General features: G+C 34.3%; 15 protein-coding genes and 1 pseudogene. 5 read left to right on the top strand and 11 right to left on the bottom strand.

Translation table 11 applies throughout. The annotated features are described in order from the left end of the window. The first annotated feature begins 203 nt into the window (after positions 1-203). Positions 204-1,592 carry an erythromycin esterase family protein gene (locus BAU28_RS16380; protein ID WP_071719168.1) on the top strand — a complete coding sequence of 463 codons (1,389 nt, stop codon included), beginning with the start codon at positions 204-206 and terminating at the stop codon, positions 1,590-1,592. 142 nt (positions 1,593-1,734) lie between these two features. Here BAU28_RS16380 and BAU28_RS16375 read toward each other — a convergent pair. Next, positions 1,735-2,807: pseudogene (locus BAU28_RS16375) on the bottom strand (SDR family oxidoreductase). A gap of 172 nt (positions 2,808-2,979) precedes the next feature. After that, positions 2,980-3,279 (bottom strand): hypothetical protein, encoded by a 300-nt coding sequence (locus BAU28_RS16370; RefSeq protein WP_071719167.1) that lies wholly within the window; start codon positions 3,277-3,279, stop codon positions 2,980-2,982. A 210-nt stretch (positions 3,280-3,489) separates the two neighbouring features. On the opposite strand from BAU28_RS16370, the gene BAU28_RS16365 reads away from it, so the two are divergent. Further along, complete coding sequence (locus BAU28_RS16365) at positions 3,490-4,245, top strand: CPBP family intramembrane glutamic endopeptidase (RefSeq protein WP_071719166.1); 756 nt, start codon at positions 3,490-3,492, stop codon at positions 4,243-4,245. A 217-nt stretch (positions 4,246-4,462) separates the two neighbouring features. On the opposite strand, the gene BAU28_RS16360 is transcribed toward BAU28_RS16365, so the two are convergent. The 4 genes from BAU28_RS16360 to BAU28_RS16345 are packed head-to-tail and all read right to left on the bottom strand — an operon-like array spanning position 4,463 to position 7,256. Next, positions 4,463-5,404 carry a serine hydrolase domain-containing protein gene (locus BAU28_RS16360; protein WP_071719165.1) on the bottom strand — a complete coding sequence of 314 codons (942 nt, stop codon included), beginning with the start codon at positions 5,402-5,404 and terminating at the stop codon, positions 4,463-4,465. A 23-nt stretch (positions 5,405-5,427) separates the two neighbouring features. Continuing rightward, positions 5,428-6,318, bottom strand: coding sequence for an AraC family transcriptional regulator (locus tag BAU28_RS16355; protein WP_071719164.1), 891 nt, complete (start codon positions 6,316-6,318; stop codon positions 5,428-5,430). 48 nt (positions 6,319-6,366) lie between these two features. Further along, positions 6,367-6,837: a GNAT family N-acetyltransferase gene (locus BAU28_RS16350; protein WP_071719163.1), complete on the bottom strand. Its 471-nt coding sequence runs from the start codon at positions 6,835-6,837 to the stop codon at positions 6,367-6,369. 17 nt (positions 6,838-6,854) lie between these two features. Beyond that, the gene (locus BAU28_RS16345; protein ID WP_071719162.1) at positions 6,855-7,256 is read right to left on the bottom strand and encodes a DUF3980 domain-containing protein; all 402 of its coding nucleotides are present in this window, start codon (positions 7,254-7,256) and stop codon (positions 6,855-6,857) included. 96 nt (positions 7,257-7,352) lie between these two features. On the opposite strand from BAU28_RS16345, the gene BAU28_RS16340 reads away from it, so the two are divergent. Beyond that, entirely contained in the window at positions 7,353-7,802 is a 450-nt protein-coding gene (locus BAU28_RS16340; protein WP_071719161.1) for an NUDIX hydrolase, read from the top strand. Between the two features lie 33 nt (positions 7,803-7,835). Here the strand turns inward: BAU28_RS16340 and BAU28_RS16335 are convergent, their stop codons facing one another. Beyond that, entirely contained in the window at positions 7,836-8,747 is a 912-nt protein-coding gene (locus BAU28_RS16335; protein WP_071719160.1) for a DMT family transporter, read from the bottom strand. Positions 8,748-8,871: 124 nt separating this feature from the next. Between BAU28_RS16335 and pdxR the strand changes: the two genes are divergently transcribed. After that, entirely contained in the window at positions 8,872-10,314 is a 1,443-nt protein-coding gene (gene pdxR, locus BAU28_RS16330; protein WP_071719159.1) for a MocR-like pyridoxine biosynthesis transcription factor PdxR, read from the top strand. A 101-nt stretch (positions 10,315-10,415) separates the two neighbouring features. Here pdxR and BAU28_RS16325 read toward each other — a convergent pair whose 3' ends face one another. After that, positions 10,416-11,189 (bottom strand): GNAT family N-acetyltransferase, encoded by a 774-nt coding sequence (locus BAU28_RS16325; RefSeq protein WP_071719158.1) that lies wholly within the window; start codon positions 11,187-11,189, stop codon positions 10,416-10,418. Positions 11,190-11,505: 316 nt separating this feature from the next. On the opposite strand from BAU28_RS16325, the gene BAU28_RS16320 reads away from it, so the two are divergent. After that, positions 11,506-11,946: a YaiI/YqxD family protein gene (locus BAU28_RS16320; RefSeq protein WP_071719157.1), complete on the top strand. Its 441-nt coding sequence runs from the start codon at positions 11,506-11,508 to the stop codon at positions 11,944-11,946. Between the two features lie 86 nt (positions 11,947-12,032). On the opposite strand, the gene BAU28_RS16315 is transcribed toward BAU28_RS16320, so the two are convergent. The 3 genes from BAU28_RS16315 to BAU28_RS16305 form a co-directional block, all read right to left on the bottom strand. Beyond that, positions 12,033-12,347: a DUF3892 domain-containing protein gene (locus BAU28_RS16315; protein ID WP_071719156.1), complete on the bottom strand. Its 315-nt coding sequence runs from the start codon at positions 12,345-12,347 to the stop codon at positions 12,033-12,035. Between the two features lie 150 nt (positions 12,348-12,497). After that, positions 12,498-12,917 (bottom strand): GNAT family N-acetyltransferase, encoded by a 420-nt coding sequence (locus BAU28_RS16310; protein WP_071719155.1) that lies wholly within the window; start codon positions 12,915-12,917, stop codon positions 12,498-12,500. 51 nt (positions 12,918-12,968) lie between these two features. Next, positions 12,969-13,793 carry a DUF2785 domain-containing protein gene (locus BAU28_RS16305; protein ID WP_071719154.1) on the bottom strand — a complete coding sequence of 275 codons (825 nt, stop codon included), beginning with the start codon at positions 13,791-13,793 and terminating at the stop codon, positions 12,969-12,971. Between the last annotated feature and the right edge of the window lie 60 nt (positions 13,794-13,853).

Raw genomic sequence — 13,853 nt, 5'->3', positions numbered from 1 at the left:
TTGATTCGTTATTTGTTGTCAACTAACTCGTAGTAACTAATAAAAATAATAACCTTCATTATCTAATTCCAGATCGAATTTTCTTAATTTTTATATTGTTTCTTATGTTATTATCAACTAATATAAATACATGGAAGAACAGTATATATTTGGATATATATCCTGTTATTTAAAGAACAAAATTGTTTCATGGGGGGAAATATGTGTTTACTAAGTGGAAAATAGGAATAATTACTTCACTTCTAGCTTTCACAGCATTTACATCTGTGATTTCAGCTGAAGAGAAACCGAAAGATCAGCCAAAATGGGAAGAATGGATAAAAGAAAATGCACAAAAATTAAACGAACCAAACGCACAGACAACTGATGATTTATTCTTTTTAAAAGAAAAAATAAAAGATAAACGAATTGTTCTACTTGGGGAAAGTACACATGGTGCTAAGGAAATAAACCAATCAAAAGTACGTATGATTAAGTATTTACATGAAGAAATGGGATATGATGTAATTGCGTTTGAAACAGGATTTGCAGAGGCAAATGCTGTAAATCAAAACCTCGACCAATTAACAGCCTTGCAGGCCATGAAAAAATCTTTATATGGTGTTTGGCATACTGAAGAAATAGTGGAGCTATTTCAATATATAAAAGATCAAAAAGAAAAAGGAACACCTCTTATATTAACAGGGTTTGATGCTCAATTCAGATGGTATTCTTATTTCCCTGAGTTTGCAAAAGAATGGTTAGAAAAAATTAATCCTGAAATTGCTAATGATATAGAAATAGCTCATAAAGAATTACTCAATATAGAGGAGAAAATTGCACCTAAAGATAATGAGTACTCTTATGAACAATATAAAACGGACATTCAGCCGATAATAGCCAAATATGAAAAAATTAAAACGTTTGTCCAACAACATAAAACAGAATTGACTAAGGTAGCTCCATCAAATACATATGATGTAAACCTATTAGAAAAGACTATCAGTACACGTATTGATACAATTAAGACACACCAAGATGCTACTGTAAAAGAAAAAAACTCTATTTACCCAACAGACTTTAAACTTTCCGATCTATCACTTTATATTCGAGATCAAAAGATGGGGCAAACCTTAGCTTGGTTAAGTGATATTCAGTACAAAAATAAAAAAATCATTGTATGGGGACATAACTATCATATCCGAAAACAAAATTCAAAAATGATACTCGACTGGACCAAATACCAACAATACAATTTTAAAGCACCTAATATGATTGATTATTTACCTCAACGGATAAAAGAGCAAATGTATACAATTGGCGTATATGCGTATAGCGGAAATAGTTGGGATAGTAATGACCTTGATAAAATAGTCCCTATAGATATAGACCACGCTGAACAAAGCATCGAAAATATACTGCGAACATCTCAAAATCCTAATATATTTGTCAATTTGAAAGGAGAGCGCAATCGCCCTGAAACGTCTTGGATGTTTACCCCTACTACCGCAAGACACTGGGGCGATAAAGACTATGAAGAAATTTTAAAACCGATTGAACAATACGATGGCATACTATGGCTAGACCGTATTTCGCCATCACAATATAAGTAAGGAAAAGAGCACACTTTCGCTATGAATAAGTGTGCTCTTTTATATTCAACTATTATATTCATAATAACTACTATAGTTTAGAAATAAATAGAATATCTCCTTGAGTAAAGATTTATACAATGAATCATACCATCCCTTAAAATCAAATCATTCTAAAAGTACCCTTGTTTGCCCTTGTTTGCCCTTCTTTATACCATTTCTCTAATAATACTCTCTCCCTCTCCCCTGAAATACCTGCTTTTAATTCACTATCTTTCATTTCTTTCATCCACTCATGCACATCTGTAACTGTATCTTCTAACCTTCTAAAAGTAAGCCCTGCTTTTACAGCACTTTCGATACTTATAGAAAATCCACCTTTCCACGGTTCGGTTTCCCCTTCTAATGGAAATGTTTCAGGAAGCCATAATGGCATCTCTGTCCATGGCTGCACTTTATGTTCATTCATAAATGATTCATTTACCCAAACGAATTCAGCATCGCTATTCGTAACTTCTTTACACGTATTTAATACTTCCCCCATCGTCAATTCATCTTTCGGACCTGTTACATTAAATGTACCTGCTTTATTGTTTTCTGCCATGTTTAATTTAATCCAAAGCTTGTGACATCTTTTATATCAACTAACTGTACTGGGCGGTCTTTTCTTCCTGGTACTAACACTTTTCCTCCCTTTGCTACACGCTGAATCCAATAAGGGAGTCGATCTGTATAATCAAACATTCCCGAGAGAAGTCCTGCTCTTACGTGTAAAACACGACCTGGCCAATATTTCTCTGCCTCTTTTTCACATAATACTTTTAACGCACCGTAATACTCATAAGGAGATATTTCACCATTCTCTACAGCCTTTAACTTATCAATCGAAGGTTCAGGTTGTAATATATAGTCTTCTTTTATATGATGCGGGATCCAATCTTTATATACGGAAAGGCTTGAGATGAATATATAATGCTTTATATTATCTTTTAGTACTTCTCCAACATTCCTAATATGGTGCGGAGAAAACCCACACGTATCTACGACAACATCCCATTTTCGATTTTCTAAACTTGATACATCGCCATTTCTATCACCGATTAACTGCTCTACATTTGAAAAAATTTCTTTGTTTGTTCCGCGATTAAATAATGTAACTTCATTTCCTCTCTTTAAGGCCTCTTCTACAAATGCTCTTCCTAAAAATCGTGTACCACCTAGAATTAAAATCTTCATGTTTCTCCTCCATTCGCGAGTAAAAATCCTTTCTTTTGTTTAACGATTTTTTATTGTGGAAAGTTACGGGGACATTCTTTTTTGGAACCGCATGATATTTCCTTATAGAAAAATACTTATTTATACAAACAATGCTCCCGCCAAATTGACAAGAGCATTGTTTTTTCAACCTCTATTTACTTTTATATACTTGAATTGAAATTATCGAAATTAAACTGAGCAATCCCATAAATAAACAAATCGCACCTAGAATTGTATATGAATTTCCATATCCTTGTAATATAGCTAAATATGTACTCGTATCCATATGACCGCCCTGCTCTGCAACAGATCTACTTGCAGCCTTACTCCCCATTTCTGGTGCATTTATTAGTATATACACGCCGATAATAGATACTAAAGCTGAAATAATTTCTACAATATTAGACTTTGCCATCATACCCTCACCTTTCAAACAACGTCTTTTATCCATCTAGAGCAATCTCTTTCTATCTCTTTCTATCTCTTTCTATCTCTTTCTATCTCTTTCTATCTCTTACTTATACATAATAGCGGTATAAAATTTAATCCTCTTCTCTATTATTAGAATCAACAGTATGAAAATATTCATTCTGTCTATTTCCATTTCATATATAATTAAAATATCCAATATTCGATTAACAAATTATATGTACTTAGGTAGGTGAAAAATATTAATAAAAACATAGTTTATCATTCAACATTATACATTTATTTTCTCACATCGCTTGTTTATATCGTTTTACTAAACATAGAAAATAGTCGTAATTATTTAGGGTTTACGATGGTTGTTCCGCTTTTAGCTGTTATTTTATATCAGAAATTATATAAGAAACAAAAAATAGTTCATACATTTGGAATTTCACGTCCAACATTAAAATCACTAATTTTCTCCATTTTATTCCCACTACTTTTAGGTCTATGTCTCCATTTCTATTTTTATATTTATAATATTAAGTTCTTATTTAATCACTGTAATGAATTGGGATCTCTCCTACTCATTGGTCTTACAATCGCAGCTTTATCCGCATTATTAGAGGAAATCATATGGCGTGGAAATTTTCATTACCATTTACGAAAAAAATATTCATTAACACAAACAGCAATCATTACTGCATCGCTTTGGTCTTTATGGCATTTACCAGTATCAATCTTTTATAAAAACTATGAGTTTTGGTTTGTAGGAATATTAAGCTATCTCTCATTATTATTTATATTATCTATAATTTTGACGTATACGAGAGAGTATAGCCGTTCTGTGATAACACCTGCAATTTTACATGGTATGTTTAATGTATTTTATTTAACAGATGGAGTAGAAACAAAATGGGATATTAGCCTAATAGAATTAATTAAATTTATTTTGCTGGCAATTGTGTTTGGCATGATGTACTTTATACATCGAAAAATTAAAGAATAATTTACAATAACAGAAAAAGGTGTTTCAGCTCGCTGTTTAATGTACCTTAATTTACTTAAAAGTACTTCAACACCATGCAATTATTCAATAATCGTATAGGTGTTGAAGTTTTCTAATCTTAGTTGAACAACTTTTTTCTCACAACACTTACTTCTTTCATTGAGAACAAAACAAGTATAACTAAATCTTTTATTCTCATTTTCATAAAATACACATCTTAATCTTTTAAATAAGGAAGTATGCAGTCTTTAATTAACTTCCATCTATCCCCTGCATTCGGTATAATTTCAGACGCAATCACCACCACCAATTCCTTCTCCGGAATACAACAAATCACATTCCCACCATCACCCATTGCACAATATGAATAGACCCCGTCTTCTTCTCGTAACCACCATAAGTAACCATACTGATTCTGGTTCATTGCTGTCGATTCTTTTACCCATGATTTTGAAAGAATTTGTTTTCCATCATAAGTACCTTCATTTAAATATAAACGTCCAAACTTAGCCATATCTCTAACGGTTAACGTAAGTCCCCATCCACCCGTCGAAATACCGTTTGGATCGTGAACCCACCCTTTCACATCTTTTCCGAATAAGTCATCAAATCCAAATGCTTTCATATTGTAGTTTGGAATTTCTCTCATACCGATAGGCTGAAATAGGTGTTCGTTCGCAAACTCACGAGCACTTTTCCCAGTTACACTCGTAATTATTGCTGATAATAAATGAGCTCCTGCAGAAGAATATTTAAAAGACCCAATTTCTCCGCCTTGCCCGATTCTATTTAACGTATACTCTACCCAATCCTTTTGTGTACATAGTTCTTCTAACGGTTCATGCCAGTCTGCAAAAGGATATGGAGCTGTCATTGTAAGAAGATGCCAAACTGTTATTTCAGATGCATTAGGATTATATTCTGGGAAAAATTCTATTACCTTTTGATCAACGCTTTTTATATAGCCTTTATCTACACATATCCCAATTAACGCAGAGATTATCGTTTTTGTGACTGATGCTACATGAAATGCATCATCTGATCCGTATCCGTTATAATATTTTTCCAAAACAACATTATCTTTTTGTACAACTAACATACCATTTATATTTTTATAGTCTTCTTTTATCATACAATCTAACTGTTCAGTAGTTTTCATTGTTCTTCCCCCTTAATCTATGATTAAAAAGGTTCGATAGGTACATATATTTCAACTATATGTTTATGTTCTGGGTGTTGCCCTGGATCATTTTTATACATTTCAAAAGGATACGAATCTCTCGGTTTATATCCGCTATTCGGTAGCCACTCGCCATATAAGAAATCCCATGCCCCTTTATATTCGTCTTGGAATATTTCAAAATGGCCTACTGCATACTTTCCTGGCGGTATTGCCATAATTCCAATTCCGCTCGTTTCTACAGCGGATTCATCTGGAATTGTTATACAAAGGCTCGTTCTTAAATGATAGTCTTCTGTAAATTCGTGATGATCGTGATAAATTGTTAATACCTTCGTATCCTCGAATACATGATAGTTTTGCTCCGTTGCGTAATGAAATAGTTTTTCTATCATCTTTGGAAAATCTATAGTTAAATCTTTATATGTACCTACATGTCTTATGTATGCAACGTTTACATTGTCCGCTGTTTCAATTTCAACATTTCCTCGAACCTTCTTACATTCATTGTATTGATAACCTTCGTTCCCGTCTTTGCAATTCTTGCTATTGTGATTTCTATAGTAAGATGGACTTACTCCGTAATGATTTTTAAATGTCCGGGAGAAAACTGCTGAATCCGTGAACCCAAAGTGATAAGCAATGTCTGTAACCGTCATGTCTGTGCGATATGTAAGTAAATGTGTTGCTCTTTCTAATTTCAAACGATTCACATACCGAGATAACGATTCATCCATCATCCCTTTAAAAATTCTATGAAAATGAAACTTTGAAAATCCTGCCACATCTGCTAGCACCTCAATAGAAAGTGAATCATTTATGTTTGATTCTATATAATCTTGAACTTTATATATGCGCTGTAAATACTCATTTCTACTTTGTTTACTCTCCATACTAATACCTCCTCACAACAAAAAGGCTAACTTCACGTTAGCCCATCTTTACACATGTTTTAAAAATAAAACCCTACTCCCGCCGTTCCCATCATAATTTGTATGTACGGATACACCATCGATTTCACCATCTCCGGCTTCAATTTGAAAACCAATTTCTTGATGAAATTGTATCGATTTTTTATTAACTGGTGATGTGATTGCTTTTACAACTTTACGATTGTTTGCACGAGCGGCATCGAAGAAATAAGAATACAATGTCGATGCAATTCCTTTTCTTCTATACTTTGGATTTACGCCGATAAAGTGAACGTAAGCTTCTTCTTTGTGGGTTTGCGAAAAGAATCCACATAAGAAACCTAACGCTTCTCCCTCTTCTTCAATGATAAAACTCGTTTCTTGAAAATGAACAAAGAACAATTTTGGCAACATGTCAGCCATATTTCTCCCGCCCCACCAATCATTTAAAACGGAATGAATCTTTATATAATCTTCCCCTTGAATATTTCTTACTCGCATATATTTCTCCCTCTCACTCACTTCATTTTTTCATAAATTTTAATGACCGTTTCTACTAATAGGATGAATACCCATATCCCGCAAAATACGAGAACAGACTGGAATATCGATCCAATTATCATAACACCAACTGCGCCTGTTATTGAAAATGATATTCCACCAAGACCTGGATCCTGTATAAGTGCTCCAGCAGAAAAAGCGGTTATAATAGACACTATTAAATAAATCACACTCATTATTTTTAATATTTTTATAGAAAGATACGAAGTTTGTTCTTTCTCCACTTGTGATAATTCGATTTCTCCACTCGCAATTCCTTTTTGCAAACAGTCCTCACATAAAAATTCTTCCTTAATTTTTTTACCACCATGCAATGTACCTGTTATTTCTTTACATCGTGAACACTTTCGATTTATCATTTTGGTATCACTCCAATCAACTATGATTATCCTAATACAATTCAACTTTTACCTTATTATTCCTTTTATGTATTTTATAGAGAAAGGTAGTGTTTTATTATTTCGAAACTCACATTTGGTTATAAAAAACCTACTGTTCAGTATGTATTAAGACCGAGCTGTTATGCGGTTATTTTTAAGGAAGTTTGTTCAAAAGTAGCTATTATCAAAAATAGAAACCGTTTCTTTTTACCAGGTGGTGGTATGGAAGGTACGGAAACGAAAGAAGCATGTTTACATCGTGAATTACTAGAGGAATTAGGCTGGGGAATTGAAATTGATCACTATATCGGTAATGCAGCACGATATTTTTATGCGGAAAAAGAAGATACATATTATTTAAATGATGGTTATTTTTACATCGGTCAAAAAATATATGAAGTTGAAACACATGAAGAGGACCATATTTTACAATGGATGTCTCCACTACTTGCTATAGAGCATTTAATTCATGATCATCAAAAATGGGCTGTTGAACAAGCACTTTTATTACGAAACAAAAAATGATCTCCTTCTATATGAAAGAGATCATTTTTACTGTTAACTTACTTTTTTCAAATTGAGAGCTGGCTTTTTGATTCCGCCTTTTTTCACAACATATAAACCGATGAAGATAATAAGACCGCCAACTAGTTGCATCATATTGATTTGCTCCCCGATTGTTATAGCCGCAAAGATAACTGCGAACAATGGTACAAGATACATATAAACCATTACTTTCGTTGAGCCGATTTTACTAATACCGACATACCACATTGCAAGTCCGAAGATTGTCGCAAAGACGATTGAATATGCTAGAGATCCCCAGCTTAGCATGTCTACTGGCCATGTTAATGTATTTACATTGAATAAACAATATACAACAAGAGGTACAATTCCAATTAATGTTGACCATGATGTGACTCTCATTGCGGAGTATTTTGTAATGAGAGGTTGTGCCAAAATTGGATACCATCCCCACGCAATTGCTGCGACTAATCCAATTAAATTTCCGAGCCACGCATACTCGTAAGTTGCTCCTCCTGTATGCCCTGTTAATAAAACGAGTGCTGCACCAATAAAGGATAATATAGAACCAATTTGTACTTTCATCGAAAAACGTTCTTGTTTGTGCAATACTGCTAATATCCCTGTAAAAATAGGTGACATCGCAATTAATAATGAAGCGTTCGTTGCTGAAGTATATTTTACAGATAACATAAACATCGTTTGATACATTGTCGTTCCAACGATACCGACTGCTAATAATCGTAACCAATCTTTTCTTTCAATACGAAGTGAGCGTTCCATAATAAATGTAATAAGTAATAATACCGGTGATGCTACTAAAAATCGTAAACTATTAAATTGAATGGATGACATAAATGCTACGCCATACTTTCCAATTGTATAATTTGCTCCCCATACTAAAGCGACTGCTACTAGGAGCCACTCCATTTGCCATCGTTTCATCCGAATCTCCCCTTCCATATTTAGCATAGTAAAATTGGCTGGATATAACACCGTCCAATTGGCTGTTTTTTTACCCAGCCAATTTGTTATACTTGATGTATATAAGAGATGCGGAGGCGTTTGTATGGAATGGAAGCTAGATAGTGACAGTAAAATCCCAATTTATCAGCAAGTTGTTGACTTTATTGAAAGACGTATTACGTACGGAGAGCTTCCCCCAGGTAGCTTCCTCCCTTCAGAACGGAAATTAGCTACACAGTTAAATGTAAATCGAAGTACGGTAACGACTGCTTATAATGAGCTTCGTGCTATGGGAATTGTAGAAAGCACGACCGGTAAAGGAACACGTGTGAGTACACATATGTGGGGCGTTTCTCCAACATTAACGCCGAACTGGAGAGGTTTCGTAGAGGGCGGTACTTTTTTACCAAACTTACCATTACTTCGTCACATTCGGGCGCAAATACAGCAAAATGAAAACATCATTGACTTCGCAAACGGAGAACTTGGTTGTAATCTCTATCCTCATGATCAGCTACAAACGATTTTACGAGAACAACCGTTAACACAGTCATTAAGTTACGATCACCCGCAAGGCTATCTCCCGCTAAGACAAGCGGTAGTAAAATATATGAAGGAATATTTAAAAGTTGAAGCGACCGAACAGTCGATTATGATTACATCTGGTGCACAGCAAGCACTTCACCTTATCGTACAATGTTTATTAAATCCAGGTGATGCCGTCGCTTTCGAAAGTCCTTCACACTGTTATTCATTACCGTTATTCCAATCAGCAGGTATTCGTATTTTCCCATTACCTGTCGATGAGCACGGTATTAATCCAGACGATGTGCAAGAGTTATATAGAAAACATCGTATTAAAATGATCTTTTTAAATCCAAATTTTCAAAACCCTACTGGAACGATGCTGCATCCAAATCGTAGAAAAAAACTGTTGTCACTTTGTGCGGACTTACGAATTGCGATCGTTGAAGATGATCCGTCAAGTTTGCTTACTTTAGAAAACAAACAACCTTGCCCTACTTTAAAATCAATTGATGAAAACGGAACAGTCATTTATGTACATTCCTTATCAAAAATGATTGCACCAGGTTTACGAGTTGGCTGGCTTGTCGCCCCGCAGTCAGTAGTAGAGCGATTATCAGATGCACGGCACCAAATGGAATTAGGAATGAGCATTTTCCCTCAGTGGCTTATGCAACAATTTTTCGAAACCGTTCCATTCCAGTCACATATAGCGCCCTTACGAAAGCAACTAGCAGAAAAAAGAGACATTATCGTCCGCGCTCTAAACGAGCAACTTCATGATAAAATCTCTTTCTCTAATCCAACCGGCGGTATATACATATGGGGAAAATTAAACGAACCAATAAACGAAAAACAACTCATTATGCAAAGCTTAAAACAAGAAATTGCCTTTATGCCGGGTAGCATTTTCGGCGCTAAAGATGGTTACATTCGTTTATCTTATGGGAAAGTAAATGTTTATCAAATTGAGGAAGGGATTTCTCGTTTACGTGAGGCTATTTTAGTTTGTGAAAAATGAGTAGCACCCTTAAATATTGTACTTTTCGTCAACATAATTTAATTAATTTTTAACTAAGTACATAAACTAAAAAACACTTTAGTTTATGTACTTGAACTTGTTCATTTTTTTATTTCAATAAAATATGTATCATAAGATTCCTTAAAAGTGTAACCCAGCTTTTTTGCTAGTTCAACAGATTCAGAATTTGCTCCATCCCAACTAGGGTATTTCCCTCTATCTAGACAATCTAACATTAGTGCAGATGCTACAAGCGTGGCTAAACCTTTTCTTCTATGTTCAGGGTGACTAGCAATTTCAATCTCGATTCCATCATCAAATATACTAAATGATGTTGCAGCAGAAACAACTTGCCCTTTATTTAAAATAGCATACCCTACGCCCCTATCAATAAAGTCATCAATTGAATCAAACTGACTAATAAAATCTTCTGATAGTGCATTGAATGAAGAAGACTTTGCTATATTTTTATCGATTCTTTTCATTTCGTATTCTTGAGGTAATGTAGTCAATAGGTCCCGAATGTATTCTCTATCTAAATCGCCGGGGTTCTTATTAAATCTAAACCTTTGAAACTTCTCAATTGATCCTTTATGAATAGCCTCTATCCGTTCTTTCCATTCAATCGAATCAACAATAGCGAGAGTAAAATCAGGAAGATTGTATAGTAATTCTTCCGCTTCTTCTACGTTCGGATTCCCAGCATAAAACACAAAAATCCCTACAGTTATTTGAGCAACAGTTGGATTTACAAGATCGTCTACCCATGCACTTCCCATATGCCCTTGGAGATATGAAAGTACAATCGTACTATCGAAATCATCAAACATCTCAACTAACTTTTCCCTTACATTATTATCTGCTTTATAAATCATTCAATTCCTTCTTTCTGAAAATTATTATTTTTCCACCAACTATATGTTAGCATATACTTTTAAAGATATACAAATTTTGTAAGTTTAAATACTAAATCCTCGTTTGACAAAACCTAAATCTACCATTATTATCAACACGAACCTATTTATCCCGCTATTTGCGGGCAATAAGACGCCTACCTCAAAATTCAGCTGGAACGAAGAAGTTTGGTAGGAGTCGGGCTGCCCGTTAATGCACGATTGGTTCGATTAATAATCAGTGTGGAATGAACTAAACCCCCACCGATTAAATTTTCACTTTATAGGAGTGATAAAAATGAAAATTTACGTTGATGCAGATGCTTGTCCTGTAAAAGATATTATTATCTTTGAAGCTACGAAGGCTGAAATTCCAGTTACCCTCGTTACTAGCTTTTCTCATTTTTCTAATGCGGAACAGCCAGCCGGTGTGGAAACAATTTATGTTGATTCTGGAGCAGATGCTGCAGATTATCGGATTATGCAGTTAGCAAAAAAAGAAGATTTAATCGTTACGCAAGATTACGGTCTTGCTTCGCTTGCTTTAGCAAAAGGCTGTGTCGTTCTTCATCATAAAGGGTATAAGTATACGAATGAAAACATTGACCAATTATTACAAACACGTTATTTAAGTGCAATGGTTCGAAAAAGTGGAAAACGTACAAAGGGGCCAAAACCATTTACAGCAGAAGATAAAGAGAAATTTAGAGAGCTCTTTAAAAGTGTAATTTCACTTTAGAAATAAACATTCTATTTGTAGGGAAAGCTTAGCAAAGAAAAGAAGAGAATATCCAAATGAATATTCTCTTCTTGGGGTTTACCCGTCTAAAAAGACGGTAAGTTATCTAAGTTATTTTCTTTCGTTCCATCCGGTTCACTACGTATAATATCCCTGCCATACTTATGAAATACGTCCACATGAGCTAACTTCCCTGATTTCGCTTCATCAAGAGCAGTAATATAATCTAATTCTCTTCCGCTACTTGTTTTAAAAGCAATTAGATCACCTTCATCATTTTTACGAACTGCAACAATTTGTTCTACGCCTGAATCGACTTCCCGAGCTACTTCCAGTTGAGCTTGCTCTTCTCCTTGATGTAAGTAATCATTATAAACTTTTTGAAAATCTTTTTTATCCATAAAACTCACCTCCAAAACATTTTATTAGTATGTTTGGAAGTTATTAGTTTTATGTACTATACCCATCAAATTAACAAAAATACACTCCCCCAATGAGATAACCCAAATCATAATTTTTTCAATTTATTAGGGAATTAAAACTGTTAATGTTTACTTTTTTGAAATTACAGTAAACATCCCTGTCATGTTTGGCGAGTAATCTTGAAAATCAAATTTTTCATAGAATGGTTCTTTACCTTGTGATGCAAACAAACCGACAAATGCCTTATCCGGGGCATTTCGATTTAAGTATTCAACCAACATGTTCATTATTTCTTTCCCAATACCATTCTTCTGATAATCTGGATGAACTACTATGTCTTGAATATAGAAATAGATAGCCCCATCACCAACAATTCTCCCCATGCCTACAATTTGTTCATTATCATTGACTGTAATGCAGTAAATTGAATTTTGAAGTGATGTTTCCACCACTTCAAAATTCATATAATCAGTCCATCCGACAGACTCACACAAATATTTATATTCTTCCAATGTTGGAATGTTATTTTTAAACTCATAGTTCTTCAAAATGTATCCTCCAAGTCCGCAATTTCAACACGTATATAAATTCGACATTTTTTAATATCTACGCAAATTCTTCAAAGTCTCCAATATATCATCTGTAAAAGCAGTAGATCCCTCTTTCTCCAAAGCTGTAAAATATAAACTTCTTAAGAACGCTCTAATATTTTGTACTAAAATAGTATTATGAGGATTTCGGATGTCTTCAACAATTGCTATACTATGTAGCCAGTTACTCCACTCTTCTTCAGTTAAAAGACTTTGGTCCCGTAACGACATAATTGGTTTTACTAATCTCTCATCCTCAAAGTTTATGTACACGTAGTCATTCATACGAACCTTCTGACGAACAGCAGCTAGTATTGCATATGAAAACTCGCGATTTTGTATCGTATGTGCTAAAGCATCTAGTGCATCCGCAGCGTGTGCCGTAGAGTGCGCCCATCCTTTGCCGTCTACGTAACCTCTTACATCTTCTTCTAAATATACATATTCCAGAACTTGTTCTGCCACACTGTACAGTTGTTCTTCCGTTAACAATGGTTCTCTTTCATGAACAGATAAAATAAGTGGTGGAATTAATACAGAGAACGCACGTTTAAAAACAGAGTCTGTTCCCTTTTCACCAATTTTATAAAATAAATAATCAGGACTAATTGCTTGTAACATTAATCCTCGTAATTCTTTTTGTCTAAATACATCATTTGTAATCCATGTGTGAAGCGTACTATAAATCAAATCATCACGTAGTTCAGCATCTGGTGATCCGATGTAATCTAGCATCCACTGTGCATATGGATATGCATCTACGTCTTCTGGTACAGCATAATTGTTATTTTTTATTTGTTGTAGTTCTTCTTTTAATTCTTGTACTTCCGTCATTATATGTCCTGTCCCCTTTTTACGTTTTTTAACTTATTTTCGCTTTATCCCCTGTAATTT

The organism is Bacillus paramycoides (genome assembly GCF_001884235.1).
Classification (GTDB): Bacteria; Bacillota; Bacilli; order Bacillales; family Bacillaceae_G; genus Bacillus_A; species Bacillus_A paramycoides.
The sequence above is the reverse complement of the archived record's forward strand: the minus strand, read 5'-3'. Positions and strand labels throughout refer to the sequence as shown.